This is a genomic window from Bacillus cereus group sp. MG20 (genome assembly GCF_040459885.1).
GTDB lineage: Bacteria > Bacillota > Bacilli > Bacillales > Bacillaceae_G > Bacillus_A > Bacillus_A cereus.
In genome coordinates, this window is sequence record NZ_JARVHF010000001.1 from 2179453 (window position 1) to 2199957 (window position 20505).

Consider the following 20505-nt stretch of genomic DNA (forward strand, 5'->3'; position numbering starts at 1 on the left):
CAAACGAAAGGCCTGTCAACGTTTAGCATTTCTGAGAAATTCACCTTCTCTTCCTAGAAAATAAACGTTGACACTAAATGATGCTTTTTCTACACTTAGTTGTGTACAATATGTGACCAAAGGAGGATTCAACATGGAAATGAACGTCAAAACGAATTCCTCTCCTACGGCGCCAAAGCCAAGTAAGCAAACAGGCTGGCGCATCTGGTGGAGTTTACTACGTCCCCATACATTAACAGCCGCTTTCGTACCTGTTTTCATCGGAACAGCATATTCGATGCAGGTCGGAGGTATAAATCAAATACATCTTCCTCTTTTCCTTATGATGCTTCTTGCTTGTCTTCTCATTCAAGCAGCAACAAACATGTTTAATGAATACTTTGATTATAAAAGAGGACTTGATCACGAAGGTTCAGTTGGTATCGGCGGCGCTATCGTTCGCGATGGCATTCAGCCAAAAACAGTGCTTAACTTAGCATTTGGATTTTTCGGCATCGCAATACTATTAGGTGTTTATATTTGTATAAATTCTAGTTGGTGGCTTGCTGCAATCGGTCTTGTTTGTATGGCCGTTGCTTACCTTTATACAGGTGGCCCACTTCCAATTGCATATACACCATTTGGAGAGTTGACAGCCGGATTATTTATGGGTGTCATTATTATTGGGATTTCATTCTTTATTCAAACTGGCACTGTAACATCAGAAGTCATTTTACTATCTATTCCAAGCTCCATTTTAATTGGTGCCATTTTACTAGCTAATAATATTCGTGACTTGGATGGCGATAAAGAAAACGGTCGTAAAACGTTAGCAATTCTCGTTGGACGTGAAAGAGCTGTTGGTGTACTTGCTTCGATGTTCATCGTTTCCTACATTTGGGCAATTGCTTTAATTATCGTGGGCATCGTATCACCATGGATGCTTATCGTATTTTTAAGTGCGCCGAAAGCATTTAAAGCGACGAAAGGCTTTATCGGCAAAAGCATTCCAATGGAAATGGTACCTGCGATGATTGCAACAGCAAAAACAAATACAATCTTCGGTTTCCTAATGGGAATCGGATTATTACTTGGATACTTTCTATAAAAGGAGCTGCTTATGTGGCTCCTTTTTCATATCTGAAATTCATCTCATAATTCCTACTCTCAACGCTCATACTATGTAAAGAAACTGAATTGTAGGAAGGTGGACGACTATGTTAACTCCACAACAAGTAGGTCAATTTAAATCCATTTTAGAAAAACAAAAACAAGAACTGGAACAAACGATACAAACTCATGAAAATACAGATCGTGCTTCTGAACGCGATTCAGTAGGAGAACTGTCTAGCTATGACAACCATCCAGGTGATATGGCTACAGAGCTATATGAACGGGAAAAAGACTTCGGGCTTATTGAACTTTGGCATAAACAGCTTGAGGAGACGAAACATGCCCTACAAAAAATAGAAGCGGGTACGTACGGCATTTGTGAAGTGTCTGGCGAAGAAATTCCATTTGAAAGATTGGAAGCAATGCCGACTGCTACAACATGCATACAGCACGCGACAAATAAGTTAAATATGAATACACGGCCAGTTGAAGAAGAAGTGTTGTCTCCTTCTTTCCACAAGCATGATGAGGACCATTCTGTTGAGTACGATGCGGAAGATGCGTGGCAAGATGTCGCAAATTACGGAACATCTGAAACGCCGTCTGATTTAGAAAGACAAGATTCAAAAAACTATAATGGCATGTATGTAAATAGTGAAGAAAACGTAGGCTACGTGGAGGATTTTGAAAACTTTATCGGTACGGATATGTACGGGAAAAACCCACAAGTTTTCGCTACAGAAGAGCATGAAGAATATGAACAAATGCTTGATGATTTTGAAGAACGTACCTTCAAAGGTGAATTATCTTCAAATGAATCTAGTTCCAAAGAATAAAAAAAAGCATTCCGAAAATCGGAATGCTTTTTATCGCTAGCTAATTAGTTTTTTGTAACGTTAGCTGCTTGTGGTCCGCGGTTTCCTTCAACGATTTCGAAAGAAACTTCTTGACCTTCTTCTAAAGTTTTGAAGCCGTCGCCTTGGATAGCTGAGAAATGTACGAATACGTCTTCTCCGCCTTCAACTTCGATGAAGCCAAAACCTTTTTCGCCGTTAAACCATTTAACTTTACCTGTTTGCATGTCATGTACCTCCTAAATAAAAATGAAACTATGAATCCACATGAAAAGGTGGATATAAAGGACATGAATGTATAACAAGCTTACAGCCTTTAATACAACGTGCTTTATTTCCGTACCACATTATGTAGCTCAATAGTGCTTTCACTATATCATGCTATATCGAAAACGTCAAATGAGAACACTTTCATTCCATCATTTTTTATAATCCTAGTATAACCTTAAATTTTCATTCTATTTTTATTCAAAAATTAACAAAAATACAGTACTCTAATTCTTTTAACTTCTGTACAATATAATTACTACATATTTATGAGGTGAAAAAATGCAAGCACATGAAATCGAGTATAAGTTATATGGCGATGATATGCAGTTTGTTGAAATTGAATTAGATCCAAAAGAAAGCGTTATCGCAGAAGCTGGCGCAATGATGATGATGGAAGATTACATTGAAATGGAAACAATCTTTGGTGACGGTTCTGGCCCATCTAACGGTTTATTCGGCAAATTAATGGGCGCTGGTAAACGTCTCGTTACAGGCGAAAGTATGTTTATGACTGTATTTACAAATACAGGTCACGGCAAACGCCACGTCTCATTTGCTGCTCCTTATCCTGGTAAAATTATTCCTGTAGATTTAACAGAATATCAAGGAAAAGTAGTTTGTCAAAAAGATGCCTTTCTTTGTGCCGCAAAAGGTGTTTCTATCGGAATTGAATTTACGAAAAAAATAGGAACTGGTTTCTTCGGTGGTGAAGGGTTTATCATGCAGAAACTTGAAGGTGACGGCCTTGCTTTCATGCACGCAGGTGGAACTGTATATAAACGTGAATTAAAACCTGGTGAGAAACTTCGCATTGATACAGGTTGTCTCGTTGCCATGACAAAAGATATTAACTATGATATCGAATTCGTTGGTAAAGTAAAAACAGCTCTATTTGGCGGCGAGGGTTTATTCTTCGCAACATTAGAAGGTCCTGGAACAGTTTGGATTCAGTCCTTAACACTTAGCCGATTAGCAGCACGCCTTACAAGCCCAGCAGCGCAAAGTACTGGCGAAGGTAGTGTATTAGGTGGCCTTGGTCGTTTATTGGATGGGAAAGAGTAAAAAGGGCCCTTATGCAGGCTTGTCCATCGACTAATATAATACTAAAATTAAACACCCTTGCTTGCAGTAATGCAGTGAAAGGGTGTTTTAATTTACGTCTACAAACGAGAAAAAGCAGATGAAATAAAGTAATAAGGTTTACTTCAGTAAAATAAGGTATATTATATTTGTTGAATAGATTCTCTTTCAAGACAAGAAAAGTAGGTGAACAAAGTGGGAAAATATCAATTGGATTCCAAAAGTCAGGTAGCTGTGGCAAAGTTTCATGAAAAACAGAAGCCTGCCAAATTTGATAAAAAGCAAAAACTTGAACAATTACGTGCGGAGTATTTGAAAAAAAAGCAAAAACAAACAGATAAATAATATGTTTTGTTTCCCGAAATTTTCGGTATATAGTGCGAACAAACACAAGTAAATAGGTAATCATCGTTCAAATATATACAGACTATTTTTTCAAACCTCTTACAAGCCCAGCATTATAAAGTACTGGTGAAAGTAGTATATTAGGTGGCCTTGTTCACCTTTTAGATGGAAAAGAGTAAAAAATGCCTCCAATGCAAAAAACATCGGAGGCATTTCTCTAAAGTTTATGACTATGGCACTTTATTTTTACTGCGGAGGGCTATACATACCATTTCGAATCATATAATACTCCATCGCTTCATTAAGCCATGTCTCTTCTTCCGTGTAAGGAGATGGCATCATATTATTATATTGTTCTTCTACATTCTCTAATTTACCTAAAGAATACATTGTCTCTTCACCAACATACTTAAGAGTCGCCTTCATATGTTCATCAACCAATTTTTGCACTTCTGAATCCTCAATTTGTCTTCCAAATAACCTTTTCACTTCTTTTGCTAAACGCACAAACTCTTTATCAAGTGCTATGCCCTCTTCTTCCGACTTATTATATAATCCATCAGCAAAGTCTTTTGATACATATCCTTCAAGCCATAAACGTTGTTCGTTTTCTTTTTGAATGCTGTTAATTAGACTCATTAATATGTCACTATCCAACTCTTCATCTTCCTCAAGACATACCATTGTTCGTTCAAGCGCCTTTATCGAAACTTCAATGTGTCTTCTCTTTTCTTCAAAGGCTTTTCTTTGTTGTTCCAACGTTTCTTTTAAATTTACATTCAAACTTGGCATTTTCAGCATAACGCGTATTTCTTCTAAACTATATCCTAATACTTTAAGACTCACTATTTTCTGTAGCTCTAATATATCTTTTCCTTTGTACAAACGGTGACCAGAGCTAACATTCTTTCCAGGTTTAAGTAGTCCAATTTCATCGTAATATTGTAGTGTCCGTATTGATGTGCCTGTCCTCTTTGCAAACTCACCAATTGAACAGCCTTCCCTTTTGCTCATCTTACACTCCTCCTAACAATATGTTTACAAAAATCATACTCCCTCACGTAACTGTAGGTTCAAGTCTTTTTTCCAAAAGCATGAATCAAGTTCCTCACCGCATATATTAAACTATACCTTTTCTTAAGGAGGGCTTCCTTAATGCGTACTCCTTTATCCTTTGATAAAGACACTGCCATACTGTTAGCTTCTTGTTGTGAGTTAACGTATGAACAATATAAACAAAATGGTATTTTCGAAATACCAGATGGTTTTCAATATGTACAAGGGTTTCAAGGAAAAGCCATTCAAACAACAGAATGGTTCGGGTTTATATTAGAATCTGAGGATACAATTATCGTTGCCTTCAGGGGCACTCAAACAGACCCTGATTGGATTATTGACTCTCTCGTCAATCAAAAACCTTATCCTTATGCTTTAAATAGCGGAAATGTCCATAACGGCTTTCTCTCTATTTATGAGTCTTGTCGTGATTCTATTATGGATATGCTCGTATCATTGCCAGCCCATAAAAAACTGCTAGCTACTGGGCATAGTCTAGGTGGTGCGCTTGCCACATTACACATATTAGATGCACGTATAAATACTGCCTTCGCACAGTATGGACTTTATACATTCGCTTCTCCAAAAGTAGGAGATATCGCTTTTCGAAATTATTATAAACTACAAGTAGCTAGTAGCTTTCGTTTCGTCAACTTGTTCGATGTCGTTCCACTTCTCCCTCCCCGAAACATAAATTTTAATGATCATGATTGGGAGTATGCACACGTCCATCACAATATGACATTTACAAAAAATACAAAATCCATTACAAATAATCATTCCATTACAACATACAAAACATGTCTGACTTCTCATTTTTAACCAGTAAACAATTGGAAATAAAATATTCGTATACTATAATACTCTATGAAGTTATTTTTGGATGAGGGGACCTTACATGTTAAAATTTATCTTCACACTTTTTCTTATTGTAATTTTTACGGTCACAGGTTTCTTTACATTTTCATACTTTGCGACAGGAGAGTATGATGGGGCAGGTATCATATATACCACTGTTCCATGTCTTTCTTAAGCAAAATAAATAAAACGAGCTTAATTTTATTAAGCCCGTTTTATTTATTAATATCCATTTTTGTTGGTAAATCAATAATATATCTCCCAATATAGCAACTTCTTTAAAACTGTTTAACTGCATTACCAATACCCCAAATTTCATTGCTGTACTGCAAAATCGTTCGATCACTCGCAAAATGACCAGACTGTGCAATATTTAAAATCGACATTTCTAGCCACTTTGTTCGGTTCTCATAAGCTCTACCGACAGCTTCTTGTCTTTCAGCATATGGGCCAAAATCTCGCAGAACGAAATATTCATCATTTTGAATAACAAGAGAATCGTAAATCGCTTCAAATTCAGCTCCCGATTGTGCAAAGAAACCATTTGTTAATTGATCAACTACTTTTTTAATGTGTCTATTGTGGTGATAATAATCACTTGCACGATATCCACCATTTTGATAGTAATGAAGAACTTCTTCGGCCGTTAAACCGAAAATAAAACAGTTATCATCACCGACCCGGTCTTTTATTTCAACGTTAGCACCGTCTAGCGTTCCGAGTGTAATCGCACCATTCATCATAAATTTCATATTACCTGTTCCCGATGCTTCTTTACTCGCCGTTGAAATTTGTTCACTTACATCCGCCGCTGGGAATATATCTTCCGCTAAAGAAACTCGATAGTTTTCTAGAAAGATAACTTTCATATATTGACTGACATACGGGTCATTATTTACTTTTCTTGCGAGTTCATTTATTAATTTAATAATTTTTTTCGCGTAATAATAGCCAGGTGATGCTTTCGCTCCAAAAATAAAAGTACGCGGATAAAATGTAAAACTAGCATCCTCTTTCAAACGGTTATATAAATATAAAATATGAAGAACATTTAATAATTGTCGTTTATAAGCATGTAATCTTTTCACTTGCACATCAAAAATAGAATTTGGATCAATCGTAATCCCCATTGTATTATGAATACGCTCCGCTAAAATCTCTTTACGCTCTTGTTTTACCTCTGCAAATTTCTCTTGGAAACTCGCATCATATTGAACTAATTGTAGCTCTTGAAGCTTAATCGGTTCTTTCTTCCACTCCGTTCCAATCGCCTCTGAAATGAGATTTGTTAACTGTGGATTTGCTTTCATAAGCCAGCGCCTATGAGCAATTCCATTCGTCTTATTATTAAACTTATCTGGATAAAATTCATAAAACAATCGCATTTCCCGCTGCTTTAATATTTCCGTATGAATTTTTGCTACACCGTTTACGCTATGGCTACCGACAATTGCTAAATGAGCCATTTTCACAAGATCATGCGCAATAATTGCCATGTCTTCAATGCGATGCCATTCATAAGGATAACGTTCCCAAAGTTCATGACAGAAACGTTCATTAATCTCTTCAATAATCATATAAATTCTCGGTAATAATGGTTTAAAAATGTGAATTGGCCACTTTTCGAGCGCTTCTGATAACGTCGTATGATTCGTATAAGAAATCGTCTGCGTCGTTATGTGCCAAGCTTCTTCCCATGTTAACTTTTCTTCATCTAGTAAAATACGCATCAGTTCTGGAATTGCTAAAACCGGATGTGTATCGTTAATGTGAATCGCAATTTTTTCATGTAGTTGACGAAGGTCACCGTATCTTTCTCTATGCATTCGAACGATATTTTGTAAACTTGCTGATACGAGGAAATACTGTTGTTTTAAACGAAGTATTTTCCCCTCATCATGCGTATCATCTGGATATAAAAACTCCGATACAGCCTCTGTTTCGCGCTTATATTTCAAAATATCTTTGCAGTTTTGCGGGAACGGAACTGGTTCAGCATTCCAAAGTCTAAGTGTATTTACAGTACTCGTCTCATAGCCTACTACCGGCACATCATATGGCACTGCCATAATGACTTCTGCATTTGTATGCCTAAACTCTAAACGCCCGTCAATTTCTAGCGGTTCAACACTGCCGAAATAACTTACTTCCACAGCTTGATCATGCCTTCTTACTTCCCATACATTTTCATGAAGAAGCCACTGTTCTGGAAATTCAACTTGATAACCATCAACAATTTTCTGATCAAACAAACCATGTTTATAACGAATTCCACAGCCGTGTCCTGGCAAGTTTAAAGATGCAAGTGAATCGAGAAAACAGGCTGCTAAGCGTCCAAGCCCACCATTACCAAGGCCTGCATCTGCTTCCACTTCTTCTAACTCTTGCAACGAAATCCCTAGTTCAGATAACCCCTGCTCGCATACATCTCTAATACCTAAATTCAAGATGTTACTTCCAAGCAAACGTCCAAGCAAAAACTCAATAGACAAGTAATACATTTGCTTTTGCTCTCCGGATCGATAACTCTCATTCGTTGCAATCCATTGACTATTCATATACTCACGTACCATATGGCCGAGCGTATTATATTGATCACGAGTTGTAGAATCTTTGAAACTTTTCCCATACATCGTCTCTAACTTTTCTAGAAAAGTTGATTTAAAACTTTCAACATGAGTAAACATTTTTTCACCACCTACATGTTATTCCATGAGACTTTTATACAATTCCTTATAAGCAAGAGCCGATTGCTCCCAGCTATAATCTTCAGTCATCGCTTGTTTTACAAGCTGCTCCCACACTGGTTTATCGTGATAAAATTCAATTGCACGGTGAACCGTATGCAGCATGTCATGTGCATTAAAGTTCGTGAAACTGAAACCATTTCCTTCGCCTGTTTCTTCATCATAAGAATGTACTGTATCGTTTAATCCACCTGTTTCTCTTACAATTGGAATCGTACCGTACGCTAATGCGATAAGTTGTCCAAGTCCACACGGTTCAAACAGCGATGGCATTAAAAACAAATCGCTTCCCGCATACACTTGGTGCGCTAATTCTTCATTAAATCCGATATAAACTTTTACCTTCTCCGGATACTCATATGCCATCCACTCAAAGAATTGCTCATATTCCGAATCACCTGAACCTAAAATAATACATTGTACATCTTCTTCCATTATTTCGCGGAATACAGTGCGTACTAAATCAAGACCTTTTTGCTTCGTTAATCTCGTTACCATTGAAATAATTGGTGTATCCTCTTTTTCTGGCAAACCAAAATAACGCTGCAAAGCGCGTTTATTTTCACTCTTTTCATATAATGACTCTGCATCATACTGAGCCTTAATATACGAATCCTTTTCTGGATTATATACGCTCGTATCAATACCATTTACAATGCCGCTAAGCTTATCATTATATTTTCGCAGTAATCCATCTAGCTTCTCACCGAAAAATTCATATTGAATTTCTTCTTTATACGTCGGGCTCACCGCTGTAATTTGATCCGAAGCGATAATACCGCCTTTCATAAAGTTTATGTTTCCATAAAACTCTAGCTGCTCACTATGAAAATATTCATCACCAAGCTCTAACAAGTCGTACATCACTTCAGGAGGAAATACACCTTGGAACTGCAAGTTATGAATCGTATATACCGTTTTAATACGCTCATATAACGGGTTATCTTGATACTTTTCACGAAGTAAGAAATTAACCATAGCCGTATGCCAATCGTGGCTATGAAGAACATCCACTTCAAAATCAAGGTGCGGAATACACTCTAACACTGCTTTTGAGAAATAAGAAAAACGCTCCCCGTCATCATAATGACCATACAGAGAATCTCTCTTAAAATAATATTCATTATCTATTAAGTAATACGTAATTCCGTCTTGCTCACCTTTTAAAATTCCACAATATTGATTTCTCCACCCGAGCGGGACGTTAATTACTTTATGTAACGTACATCCATCTCTTAACTTTTGTGGAATGAGGCTATAATTCGGAAGTATAATACGAACGTCCACTCCTAATTTTTTCAGCTCTTTTGGGAGCGCACCCGCTACATCAGCTAATCCTCCCGATTTCACAAACGGTACACATTCTGATACTGCAAATAAAATATTCACTTGTTGTCCCACTGCGCGAAAAGTTTTTATTACTCCTCTTGCAGCTTCCTCCCTTCGAGTTTTCATTTAAATTAAAACTTTAATCAGTGGAGGAAAAGGCCCCCACTGATTCTTTAGGAATAACTATTAATCGTACTGTTTTGTACGCTTCCTTTTTCTACAACATACGGCTCATCGATATTTCCTTTTAATACGACACCGTCGCCAATTTTCACGTCTTTATCAATAATAACACCGTCTATTATACAGTTATCTCCAATTTGGCTCTTTTGCATAATAATACTGTTACGAATAATTGATCCTTTTCCAATTTTAACTGAACGGGAAATAACACTGTTTTCTACCTCCCCCTCAATAATACTGCCATTTGCAATCATTGTATTTTTCACAACTGCACCCTTTAGATAACGAGTTGGTGGCTCATCTTTTACTTTCGTAAAAATCGGTGCTTCTTTCTTAAATAATTGCTTCCAAATAGCAGGTTGCAAAATTTCTAAGCTATGTTTATAGTAACTTTCGATCGAGTCAATAATTGCTACATATCCAGTATGTTCATATGTAGCAATATGTAATGATTTCCCGCGTTTTTCTCTCACTACATCAAATAAACTGTATTGCTCCACATCTTTATATGTCTCAAATAAATCTAATAATAATTGTTTCTTTAACACGTATGTTTGAAGCGAAACCCCTTCATGGCAAACTTCCGTAATATCAGCTGCCGTATGTATATGTCGCTCTAACACCGCTTGAAAATTTAATGCTGTTACAAGATGGCTATTCGTAATAACAACGTACTCTTCTCTGCTTCTTAGAAAATAATCAATATGTCTTCTAAAGTGTGCAAAAGACCCAAACTCATCTTGGTCACATTGGCAGTTTGGCGGGAATAAAAATAGTCCGTCTCGTTTTCTATCTAAATCCCACTGTTTCCCTGAACCGACATGGTCCATTAACGAACGGTTTTTATGGCTTGTAAAAACTGCCACACTATGAATACTAGAATTCACCATATTTGAAAGCATGAAATCAATGAGTCGATAACGGCCCCCAAACGGTAACGCCGCTAGTGAACGATGCCCTGTTACTTTCTTTAAGGAAGGAAAACTTCCCGTTGCATTAATAATCCCTAACATTTTTTCTCCCATTCATTTCATCCCCCTTTTCTATTTCCCTTCAGCAATTAATACTACATCGTCAACATTCTTTTCTGGACGAATGATTGTTCCATCTTCGATAACCATTTCTGATCCAACAATCGCTCTTTCAATCACAACATTTTTACCAATCTTGGCCCCTGGCATAACGACAGAATCAATTACCATACTACCTTCTTCCACCGTCACTCCTTGGAATAACACAGAATGCTTCACGTCCCCTTCAATGACGCACCCTTCGTTAATAAGCGATTCTTCTACTTTCGCCTTTTCAGCAATATATTGAGGCGGTTCGTTTGGATTGACAGAGTAAATACGCCAATTACGATCGTTTAAATTCAGTGATGTTTCATCGCGAAGCAAATCCATATTCGCTTCCCATAAGCTCTTCACCGTTCCAACATCTTTCCAATATCCTTCAAACGGGTACGCCATTAGCTTCTTCCCTTCATCTAATAAAAGCGGAAGGACGTCTTTTCCAAAATCGTTACTAGATTCAGGATTTCTTGCATCCATCTCTAAATACTCTTTCAAAATTGACCAATTAAAAATATAGATTCCCATCGATGCAAGATTACTTCTTGGAAATTGTGGTTTCTCTTCAAACTCAACAATCTCCATCTCTTCATTTGTATTCATAATGCCAAAGCGACTCGCTTCATCCCAAGGTACTTCAATAACAGAAATGGATACGTCCGATTCTTTCTCAATATGGTAATCTAGCATCTTACTGTAATCCATTTTATAAATATGGTCGCCTGATAAAATAAGAACATACTCCGGTTCATACTGACTTAAATAGTTTAAATTTTGATAAATGGCACTTGCCGTACCTGTATACCACTTAACCCCTGAAGACTCCGCATAAGGAGGTAATACTGTGACCCCACCGTTTACTCGGTCTAAATCCCACGCATTTCCGATTCCGATATAATTATGAAGTTCAAGTGGTTGATATTGCGTTAAAATCCCAACCGTTTCAATACCAGAATTCGCACAGTTACTTAGCGTAAAATCAATAATGCGATATTTACCACCAAATGGAACAGCTGGCTTGGCTAAATTTTTTGTTAATGCACTTAAACGACTACCTTTTCCCCCTGCTAGTAACATTGCTACGCACTTTTGTTTTTGAGCCATCTTGTTTTTTGCTCCCCTTTCTCGTCTTCACTGGTCGTAATATGGATACGCCGAATGGTGGAATTGTAATCTCTACATGTGCCGCTTGATTATGGTACGGTTCTAGAATTGTCTTAAGACGTTTCTTATTCACTTGCCCCGAACCGCCATATTGCTGTGCATCACTGTTTAAAATCTCGTTATAATACTCGAAATCTGGTACACCTACTTTATAGTTTTCATATGTAGCTTTCGTAAAATTACATACGACAACTAACGCATCTTCTTGTTTATCCCCTTGGCGGATAAAAGAGAAAATACTTTGCTCATTATTATTAGCATCAATCCACTGAAAACCTTCAGGTGAATGGTCAAGCTGCCAAAGTGGTTTTGAGCGCTTATACAATGCTATGAGCTCATTAAAGTAATCATGCATATAACGATGCATTTCAAAATCATGTAAATTCCAATCTAAATCTTCAAGGTCTTTCCACTCATCAAACTGTCCGAATTCTCCTCCCATGAAAAGTAACTTCTTTCCTGGGTGAGTAAAGAAATATCCATATAATAAACGAAGTTGAGCAAACTTATCCCAGTAATCACCTGGCATTTTATTTAATAACGACTTTTTCCCATGAACGACTTCATCATGAGAAAGCGGTAATATGAAGTTTTCAGAGTACGCATATAGTAAAGAAAACGTCATTTTCTCATGAATGTGTTTCCTATATTCAGGCGCACACTCCATATATTTCAGCACGTCATTCATCCAGCCCATGTTCCATTTGTAATTGAATCCAAGCCCACCTTCATACGTTGGAGTTGTTACAAGTGGCCAAGCTGTTGAATCTTCTGCCGTCATAAGAAAATCTTCATCCTCTGCAAACACTGCTTCATTTAACTCCCTTAAAAATGAAACAGCATGCTCATTACTTTGCTCTTGTCCTTCTTTATTCCAGTACAACATGTTCGCAACTGCATCAACTCTGAAACCATCAATATGGAAATATCTCATCCAAAATAACGCATTTGAAATTAAGAAATTACGTACCTCTCTCTTTCCTAAATCAAAATTGACAGTTCCCCATACTGGATTTTCTTGTACATCTTTATCTTTATATTCATAGGTCGGTGTACCATCAAACAAATATAAACCGTGAGCATCTTTACAAAAATGCCCCGGCACCCAATCTAAAATGACACCGATTCCATATTTATGACATTCGTCGACAAAATGCATTAAATCATGCGGCGTACCAAATCTACTCGTCGCTGCATAATATCCCGTTCCTTGGTATCCCCAAGAACGATCATATGGATGCTCAACAAGCGGCATAATTTCAATATGTGTAAATTGATGTTCCACCACATACGGGATGAGCTCTTCAACCATTTCCCTGTAAGAGTACAGCGTTCCATCTTCTTTCTTTTTCCAAGAACCAAAATGTAATTCATAAACTGTCATCGCTTCTTTATAAATCGATTTTTTCTTTTTCTTACGATTCCAGTTTTTATCATTCCATTCATATCCTTTTATATCAAAAACTACAGATGCCGTATTCGGTCTTACTTCTGCATATACAGCATACGGATCTGCCTTTAAAATGACGTCACCAGCCAACGTTTCGATCGCATATTTATATATTTCTCCTTCTTCAATATGCGGTATAAATAAGGACCAAATGCCTTCTTCTGTCACTTGTAGCATCTTATGTTGCTCATAATCCCACTCATTAAAATCCCCAACAACACTCATTGCTTTCGCATGAGGAGCCCACACTGTAAATCGTACCCCTTGAATCTCATCTTCCGTCACAACATGCGCGCCAAAGATGTTATAACTTTCATAGTACTTTTCTGTATGAAACTCATCTCGTTTCACTTCTTCACAATTTATTACACTCAATATGCTCACCTCACTTAGATGACAGAATTTTTTATACTTTAACTATTTCTGCGAAAAACTGCAATATCCTTGTTAATTTATAAAAAACATTCGTTTTTTTCTTAAAAATGTTAGTTTTTCTTCACATTTCTGTGTAAAATATCGAATTTTGACGAATATTCATTGTAAACGCTTCATTCTACTTCTATATTTACGCCTATTATTTTTTTCTCAACCTTTATTTTATTAGGTTTATTCTATTTTTCATGCTATTTTCCACTCAAAATCAAAACAAAATAATCTGTCATAAAAAAATGTTTCTCAACATTTTTTGTCATAATTTTATTGAAATGCGAAATTCATAAGCATATACTTGTCCTCAATAAAGAACAGAAATCTTTCGTAACTATAATTCATAGCGGACTACTATGTTTACTTATTTATCCTTGTTGCGAACGATTGCTATAAAAATTTAACTAGGGGGCTTTCTTATGTCATTAAAACAAAAAGTAGGAATGGGAGTTGTCACCGCTTCACTTGGTTTATCCCTTACATTCGGAGGTGTATTCGCCTATTTCAGTGATTCAGAAACATCGAGTAATTCATTTCAAGCTGGAACACTAGATCTTTCTATTAATCCAAGTGTAATCGTTAATGTGAAAGATTTAAAACCAGGTGATTTTATTGAAAGGAACTTCAAGCTTGAAAATAAAGGTACATTGGATATCGCAAAAGTAGCACTTGAAACATCATATGAAGTTACAGATGCAAAGCAAAATAATGACGGTGAAGATTTAGGTGATCACATTATCGTCAAGTTTCTAGTGAATGACGGACAGCCATCTAATTCAAACGATGATCATGAGATTTTGTGGGAAACCAAACTATCAGAATTAAAAACTATGAAACCTGAAGATGTCGCTACGTCTTTAGAACGTCATAACTTAATAGATGGTATTAAATCTGGTGAAACAGATTACTTACACGTCCTCTTCTCATTTGAAGATAACGACCAAGATCAAAATAAATTTCAAGGTGATTCTTTGCAGCTAAACTGGACATTCCATGCTGAGCAAACAGCAGGTGTGGAGAAATAATTTTTTAAAATATAAATTATCGGAGGCCTATAAATGAAAAAGAAAAACCGTTTTGTTACCGGAATTGTAACAGCTGGCGTTTTGTTTTCAACTGCTATTCCGTTCAATGTACTTGCTGAAAGTCCTATTAACCAAATTGAAGCTTCAAATATTCATTCTATATTATCTAAGCTTTCTAAAGAACAACGCCTAGCATTACAAACGGTAGATGCCAACCCTGGTTTTACAATTTCACCAGATATTAATACGAGTAGTTCTGAGCCTGTAAATATCATCGTAGAATTTCAAACTGCTCCAGTAAAGATTAATGAATTAAAACAAAAAGAAAAAGGATTACAAGCTGCTCCTGAAAATATAAAAGCACGTATTGATCAAGAACATGAAGAATTCGAAAAAGGACTAAAACGTCTTTATCAATTCAGCCCATCAGTAAAATCAGGAAACTTCCAGTCTGTACAAATTAAACGTTCTTATAAGCATGCGATAAATGGTGTTGCGATGACATTACCAGCAAATACAGTTGAAGAGTTGTTACGGATTGGCGTTGTAAAACGCATTTGGAAAGATTACGAAGTGAAATTAAATTTACCAAAACAAGCTGAGCAAAAAGCACCCCAAAAACTAACAGACAGCATCCCTCAAATCGGGGTAGATAAGTTACATAGTGAGGGTATTACCGGAAAAGGAATTAAAGTTGGTGTATTAGATACAGGTATTGATTACAATCACCCTGACTTAAAAGACGTATATAAAGGCTATCGCGCAAAACCTGGTGAGGACTCTAGCAAAGTAGATCCAAATTCAGTAAAGGGTTGGGACTTTATTAATAATGATGCAGATCCAATGGAAACTACTTATTCAGAATGGCAACAATCTGGTGCTCCTGAATTTGATAACCGTGGTTCTTCCTTCTACACAGCCCACGGCACTCACGTAGCAGGTATCGTTTCTGCTCAAAAGAAGAACCAATCTGATTCAGCAGTAAAAGGTGTTGCACCTGACATTGAACTGTATAACTATCGTGTACTCGGTCCATACGGAAGTGGAGATAGTTCAGGTATTATCGCTGCAATTGATAAATCTATTTCTGACGGTATGAACGTTATTAACTTATCGTTAGGTGATGATAGCAACAATCCTCTTGATCCAACATCTATCGCTGTTAATAACGCGATGCTTTCAGGCGTTGTTACAGTCGTTGCTGCTGGTAACTCTGGACCGAATCCATCAACACTCGGATCACCAGGTGCTTCGCCATTTGCTATTACGGTTGGAGCCAGTGATAGCTCTATTTCCTTACCGAAACTATCAGGTCATGCTGGACAATTACAATTCCCTAACCTAATTTTGTTCGGCAAAAACTTCACTGATAAAATAGAAGATTTCAAGGGACAAACTTTACCTATTGAATCTGTAGGAATCGGTACGCCTGACGAGTTTAGTAAAAAAGATGTGAAAGGAAAAATCGCTCTCGTTGCACGTGGTACAACCTCATTTGATGAAAAAATTGCTAACGCAAAACAAGCAGGTGCAAAGGCCGTTATTATTTATAACAACGTGGATGGAGAAATTCCTTTCTACGTTGGTGAAAGCACAAAATACATTCCAGCATTCCGCCTAACGAAAGAAGACGGTGAAAAACTAAAAGCTCAAATTGAACAAGGTAGCACATCCTTAACTTTCGATGAAATTAATTACATTCAAACAGAAGGCGATCATCTTGCAGACTTTAGCTCACGCGGTCCTGTTACAGCAAATGATGATATTAAGCCTGATATTACAGCGCCTGGTGTCGCTGTCCTTTCAACAGTTCCTGAATATATTAACGACCCGCAAGAGGGTGAAAACTACGCTGTTTCCTATGAGCGTATGCAAGGAACATCTATGGCTTCCCCTCATATTGCTGGCGTTGCTGCTCTAATTTTACAAGAACACCCAGACTACTCTCCGTTCGATGTAAAAGCGTCTCTTATGAACACAGCTGATGATTTAAAAGAAAAATATTCGGTGTATGAAGTTGGAGCTGGGCGAGTAGATGCTTACAACGCCGTTCGTACAGAAACAAGCTTTAAAGTATTAGATACGACACAAACTGTTGTAAATGATGAAGTAATTGAAGTGCCCGAAGAAACTGGATCTATTGCATTCGGTAAGTTTTATCAAAAAGACGGTGAAGCTCTTGAACAAAAACGAAATATAAAAGTAACTAATCATAATAAACAAAAGAAAAAAGAATTTAAAACAGAAATTTCTTATACACCAGCTTCGTCTACTATTAACGATGCTGTCGCAAACGGTGTAAAAATCTCTGCTCCAGAAACAATTACTCTTGATGCTGGCAAAGCAGGTGAAATTGAAGCAAAAATTAATGTTCCAGCCGGTGTAAAACAAGGCCGATATGAAGGATATATTCATATTACGAACACGAAAAATAAAGAAGAAACATATCAAATCCCATTCTCTATTCGTGTATCAGAGCCTGGTATTGAAAATGCAATACTATCAAGAAAAGCAATTTCAACTGATACATCTAAATTTAATCCATACGGTGAATCGTATGTTCACGGGGCATTCCAATTAAACAGCGAACTTGAAACGTTAGATCTTATCGTAAAAGATTCCAAAACAGATAAAGCTCTGGGCTTCATTGGGACATTAAACACAAGTGGACTAAAAACTGATGTGTATTACTACTTAGACTCATTCTTTAATGGAAAAGTGTATCCTTTTACAAATGATCCTGCAAAACCAATTGGTGATGAGAAAATCAACTTACCAGAAGGAGACTACACAATTGAGTTTGTCGGTTATGATAAGGCTGGGAAAGCACGTGTAAAAGGTGATTATGTTGTAATTGATAATACCCCACCAGAAGTGAAACTAACTGGATTAAAACCTGGTATTTACGAGTTAAATGAAGAAAATTATACAGTAGAAGATGGCAAAAAAGCACTATGGATTAAAGGAAATGTATACGATTCAAACGTTGACTACTTAAAAGGAAAAGGATTAAACATTACGCAAGAAGCGAATGGCGTTATGTACTATGACTATTCTCCATACTTGCATAAGTTTTTACCGATTAATGCAAATGGCGACTTTAAAGTTGGCATTACACCTGACTCCTTCAGAACGGAAGGTCCAATGAACACAGGCGTATATATTTTCGATTATGCAACTGCAGGAGCTGACTATCCAAGCGGTGTAAATAACTACTGGTTTATCCCACAAGGTGCTCAATATGCGAAAGCTAGTTACGATAAAAAAGAATTATATAAAAATGACGAGTTCACAGTAACACTAAACGCAAAACACGTAAAACAATTTGTTGCTGGGCAATTTAATGTAAACTTCCTAGAGAAGAACTTCAAATTTGCAAATGCAAAATTTAATCCTTCTTTTGAAAAGCTACTTTCCGAAAAAGGAGTAACCGCAAAAGTAAATGAACCGAAACTAGAGGCAGGTTCGGTTACAGTTGGCGGCACTATCGATGACAAAAACTTTGCTGGATTAGATGGTGATTTCCCGTTCATTGATGTAACTTTCAAAGTAGAAAATGATGAATTTTATGAAGCAAACGCTCAATTAGAGTCACCAATTTTTGTTTACTGGAAACAAGGTGAATCAGAACCAAATAGAATGCGTGTACTTCAAGATCAAACATTCTCAGTTATGTCCTTAAATTCACTAGTAGAAGGAAATATTAAACCTGGTGCATTCTTAAATGAACGTGGATATTTAGATGAAAAGTTTGATTATGCAAAGCTTGGCGTAAAAGTATACGCAACTGATTCTTACCGTCATAAGTTTGAAGGTTCACTAGATAAATATGGGTACTTCAAACTAAATGGACTTCCAGTTAATAAACGCGACTATAACGTATATGTAGAAGTGCCAGGACATTTAACAAGCCGCCTAACAACGAAACTTGGTACTGAAAAAGACGGTAAGCTGCTTGGCCAATATTATTATGCAAGACCTGACGAAAACCTTGCCGGCGATGTAAATGCTGATAAAGTAATCGATATTAAAGATGCTGAAATTATCGCTAGCAACTATGGTAAAAAAGGACTAACTGTAAAAGACGGAGACCTTAATAAAGATGGGATTGTCGACGAAAAAGATATTCGCTTCGTTGAAAAGAACTTCTTGAAAAAAGGGCCAGATGCATCTAAATCACAAACACCTGTAGAAAAATCAAAAAGCGGTACACTGACAGATATTTTAAAGAAATTGGGATTAACGCCTAAAAAATGATAAAGTGAAACTTTAATCAGTGGGGGGTGTTCATCCCCCACTGATTATCAGCCCTCACCAATCGGGCTTTTACGGGCAGTTGATCACCAAACTAACTTCTTTGCTTTCGCTGCATTTTGAGGTGGGGATCTTACTGCCCGTTAATGCGGGATAATAAAGAGCACTCTACGTAAAGTAGAGTGCTCTTTTCTATAAACGACCCTTATCCAGCAAAAGGGGTATATTGGGGATATACAAGGGAAACCGGAAAAGGAATTTATATTAAATTATATAAGTTCAGAGGTAAGAAGCAGTTTCCCACCTCTGAATTATTTAGCAATTATTATAGTACTGGTGCCATTGTTTCTTTTAATACTTTTACAGAATGAGCGAATTTCGCTTTTTCATCTTCATTTAGCTCAAGTTCTACGATTTCACGTACACCTTCGCGGTTAATTACAGCTGGAACACCTACGTAAGCATCTTTCTCTCCGTATTGACCTTCAAGGTATGCAGATACAGTTAATACGCTGTTCTCGTTGTTTAAGATTGCTTTAGTTACACGAAGTAGTGACATACCGATTCCGTAGTAAGTTGCACCTTTACGCTCGATAATATGGTAAGCTGCATCACGTACGTTTTCGAAGATTTTATCTAAGTCTTCTTGATTGTACTGTTCGTTGTTAGCTAAGATTGTTTCTAGTTTTTGTACACCGATAGTAGCGTGGCTCCATACTGGAAGTTCAGTGTCACCGTGTTCACCAACGATGTAAGCATGAACGTTACGTGGATCTACATCTAAGTAGTCACCTAACATGTAACGGAAACGAGCAGAGTCTAAAGTAGTACCAGAACCGATTACGCGCTCTTTTGGTAAACCAGATTCTTTCCAAGTTACGTAAGTTAAAATGTCAACTGGGTTAGTTGCGATTAAGAAGATTCCATCGAATCCACTATCCATAATACCGCGAACGATTTGTTTAAAGATCTTTGTATTTTTCTCAACTAAGTCTAAACGAGTTTCACCTGGCTTTTGTGGTAATCCAGCAGTGATAACTACTAAATCTGCATCTTTACAATCTGCATAGCTACCGCTCCAAACTTTTGTTGGTGATGGAGAGAATGGTACCGCATGGCTTAAGTCCATTGCTTCCCCTTCTGCTTTTGCTTCATTAACATCTACTAATACGAACTCTTCAGCTACACCTTGGTTGATCATTGAGTAAGCGTAACTACAACCTACAGCTCCTGTTCCTACTAATACTACACGATTGATACCTTTTTTCATGGTAATTTCCCCTCTCTATTGTTCACATCTAT

16 protein-coding genes are annotated in these 20505 nt (G+C 37.0%); 8 read left to right on the forward strand and 8 right to left on the reverse strand.

Annotated elements, in window-relative coordinates:
* Nucleotides 1-133: 133 nt before the first annotated feature.
* Nucleotides 134-1087 carry a 1,4-dihydroxy-2-naphthoate polyprenyltransferase gene (locus QCI81_RS11215; RefSeq protein ID WP_098851926.1) on the forward strand — a complete coding sequence of 318 codons (954 nt, stop codon included), beginning with the start codon at nucleotides 134-136 and terminating at the stop codon, nucleotides 1085-1087.
* A gap of 109 nt (nucleotides 1088-1196) precedes the next feature.
* Nucleotides 1197-1928 (forward strand): yteA family sporulation protein, encoded by a 732-nt coding sequence (locus QCI81_RS11220; protein WP_000957398.1) that lies wholly within the window; start codon nucleotides 1197-1199, stop codon nucleotides 1926-1928.
* A 44-nt stretch (nucleotides 1929-1972) separates the two neighbouring features.
* On the opposite strand, the gene cspD is transcribed toward QCI81_RS11220, so the two are convergent.
* On the reverse strand, nucleotides 1973-2173 hold the full coding sequence (gene cspD, locus QCI81_RS11225) for a cold-shock protein CspD (RefSeq protein WP_001193052.1): 201 nt from the start codon (nucleotides 2171-2173) through the stop codon (nucleotides 1973-1975).
* Nucleotides 2174-2495: 322 nt separating this feature from the next.
* On the opposite strand from cspD, the gene QCI81_RS11230 reads away from it, so the two are divergent.
* Both QCI81_RS11230 and QCI81_RS11235 read left to right on the forward strand, forming a co-directional pair.
* Nucleotides 2496-3278: a TIGR00266 family protein gene (locus QCI81_RS11230; protein WP_001147841.1), complete on the forward strand. Its 783-nt coding sequence runs from the start codon at nucleotides 2496-2498 to the stop codon at nucleotides 3276-3278.
* Nucleotides 3279-3491: 213 nt separating this feature from the next.
* On the forward strand, nucleotides 3492-3641 hold the full coding sequence (locus QCI81_RS11235; RefSeq protein WP_000521637.1) for a hypothetical protein: 150 nt from the start codon (nucleotides 3492-3494) through the stop codon (nucleotides 3639-3641).
* A gap of 246 nt (nucleotides 3642-3887) precedes the next feature.
* Here the strand turns inward: QCI81_RS11235 and QCI81_RS11240 are convergent, their stop codons facing one another.
* Nucleotides 3888-4655: a MerR family transcriptional regulator gene (locus QCI81_RS11240; protein WP_353810741.1), complete on the reverse strand. Its 768-nt coding sequence runs from the start codon at nucleotides 4653-4655 to the stop codon at nucleotides 3888-3890.
* A gap of 141 nt (nucleotides 4656-4796) precedes the next feature.
* Here QCI81_RS11240 and QCI81_RS11245 point away from each other — a divergent pair, with 141 nt between their 5' ends.
* Complete coding sequence (locus tag QCI81_RS11245; RefSeq protein WP_001260112.1) at nucleotides 4797-5519, forward strand: lipase family protein; 723 nt, start codon at nucleotides 4797-4799, stop codon at nucleotides 5517-5519.
* Between the two features lie 76 nt (nucleotides 5520-5595).
* Nucleotides 5596-5730 (forward strand): hypothetical protein, encoded by a 135-nt coding sequence (locus QCI81_RS11250; RefSeq protein WP_000911077.1) that lies wholly within the window; start codon nucleotides 5596-5598, stop codon nucleotides 5728-5730.
* A gap of 103 nt (nucleotides 5731-5833) precedes the next feature.
* Here the strand turns inward: QCI81_RS11250 and glgP are convergent, their stop codons facing one another.
* The 5 genes from glgP to glgB form a co-directional block, all read right to left on the reverse strand.
* Complete coding sequence (gene glgP / locus QCI81_RS11255) at nucleotides 5834-8242, reverse strand: glycogen phosphorylase (protein WP_023523259.1); 2409 nt, start codon at nucleotides 8240-8242, stop codon at nucleotides 5834-5836.
* A gap of 18 nt (nucleotides 8243-8260) precedes the next feature.
* Nucleotides 8261-9691, reverse strand: a complete 1431-nt coding sequence (gene glgA, locus QCI81_RS11260; RefSeq protein WP_063549374.1) for a glycogen synthase GlgA — start codon at nucleotides 9689-9691, stop codon at nucleotides 8261-8263.
* Nucleotides 9692-9804: 113 nt separating this feature from the next.
* Entirely contained in the window at nucleotides 9805-10839 is a 1035-nt protein-coding gene (gene glgD, locus QCI81_RS11265; protein ID WP_016079899.1) for a glucose-1-phosphate adenylyltransferase subunit GlgD, read from the reverse strand.
* A gap of 18 nt (nucleotides 10840-10857) precedes the next feature.
* A complete protein-coding gene (glgC, locus tag QCI81_RS11270; protein ID WP_000057604.1) occupies nucleotides 10858-11988 on the reverse strand; it encodes a glucose-1-phosphate adenylyltransferase in 1131 nt (376 codons plus the stop codon).
* Nucleotides 11936-13873, reverse strand: coding sequence for a 1,4-alpha-glucan branching protein GlgB (gene glgB, locus QCI81_RS11275; protein WP_075717046.1), 1938 nt, complete (start codon nucleotides 13871-13873; stop codon nucleotides 11936-11938). Before glgB ends, glgC begins: the two co-directional genes overlap by 53 nt.
* Before the next feature lie 470 nt (nucleotides 13874-14343).
* On the opposite strand from glgB, the gene QCI81_RS11280 reads away from it, so the two are divergent.
* Nucleotides 14344-14949, forward strand: coding sequence for a CalY family protein (locus QCI81_RS11280; RefSeq protein WP_069356392.1), 606 nt, complete (start codon nucleotides 14344-14346; stop codon nucleotides 14947-14949).
* 33 nt (nucleotides 14950-14982) lie between these two features.
* A complete protein-coding gene (locus QCI81_RS11285) occupies nucleotides 14983-19206 on the forward strand; it encodes a S8 family serine peptidase (protein ID WP_353810742.1) in 4224 nt (1407 codons plus the stop codon).
* 322 nt (nucleotides 19207-19528) lie between these two features.
* Here QCI81_RS11285 and QCI81_RS11290 read toward each other — a convergent pair whose 3' ends face one another.
* Nucleotides 19529-20473 carry an L-lactate dehydrogenase gene (locus QCI81_RS11290; RefSeq protein ID WP_000715346.1) on the reverse strand — a complete coding sequence of 315 codons (945 nt, stop codon included), beginning with the start codon at nucleotides 20471-20473 and terminating at the stop codon, nucleotides 19529-19531.
* Nucleotides 20474-20505: the final 32 nt, after the last annotated feature.

What these genes read in the sequence shown, in the direction of transcription:
- QCI81_RS11215 (WP_098851926.1), top strand. Translation starts at nt 134, where the DNA reads ATGGAAATGAACGTCAAAACGAATTCCTCTCCTACGGCGCCAAAGCCA.
- QCI81_RS11220 (WP_000957398.1), top strand. Translation starts at nt 1,197, where the DNA reads ATGTTAACTCCACAACAAGTAGGTCAATTTAAATCCATTTTAGAAAAA.
- cspD (WP_001193052.1), bottom strand. Translation starts at nt 2,173, where the DNA reads ATGCAAACAGGTAAAGTTAAATGGTTTAACGGCGAAAAAGGTTTTGGC.
- QCI81_RS11230 (WP_001147841.1), top strand. Translation starts at nt 2,496, where the DNA reads ATGCAAGCACATGAAATCGAGTATAAGTTATATGGCGATGATATGCAG.
- QCI81_RS11240 (WP_353810741.1), bottom strand. Translation starts at nt 4,655, where the DNA reads ATGAGCAAAAGGGAAGGCTGTTCAATTGGTGAGTTTGCAAAGAGGACA.
- QCI81_RS11245 (WP_001260112.1), top strand. Translation starts at nt 4,797, where the DNA reads ATGCGTACTCCTTTATCCTTTGATAAAGACACTGCCATACTGTTAGCT.
- QCI81_RS11250 (WP_000911077.1), top strand. Translation starts at nt 5,596, where the DNA reads ATGTTAAAATTTATCTTCACACTTTTTCTTATTGTAATTTTTACGGTC.
- glgP (WP_023523259.1), bottom strand. Translation starts at nt 8,242, where the DNA reads ATGTTTACTCATGTTGAAAGTTTTAAATCAACTTTTCTAGAAAAGTTA.
- glgD (WP_016079899.1), bottom strand. Translation starts at nt 10,839, where the DNA reads ATGGGAGAAAAAATGTTAGGGATTATTAATGCAACGGGAAGTTTTCCT.
- glgC (WP_000057604.1), bottom strand. Translation starts at nt 11,988, where the DNA reads ATGGCTCAAAAACAAAAGTGCGTAGCAATGTTACTAGCAGGGGGAAAA.
- QCI81_RS11280 (WP_069356392.1), top strand. Translation starts at nt 14,344, where the DNA reads ATGTCATTAAAACAAAAAGTAGGAATGGGAGTTGTCACCGCTTCACTT.
- QCI81_RS11285 (WP_353810742.1), top strand. Translation starts at nt 14,983, where the DNA reads ATGAAAAAGAAAAACCGTTTTGTTACCGGAATTGTAACAGCTGGCGTT.
- QCI81_RS11290 (WP_000715346.1), bottom strand. Translation starts at nt 20,473, where the DNA reads ATGAAAAAAGGTATCAATCGTGTAGTATTAGTAGGAACAGGAGCTGTA.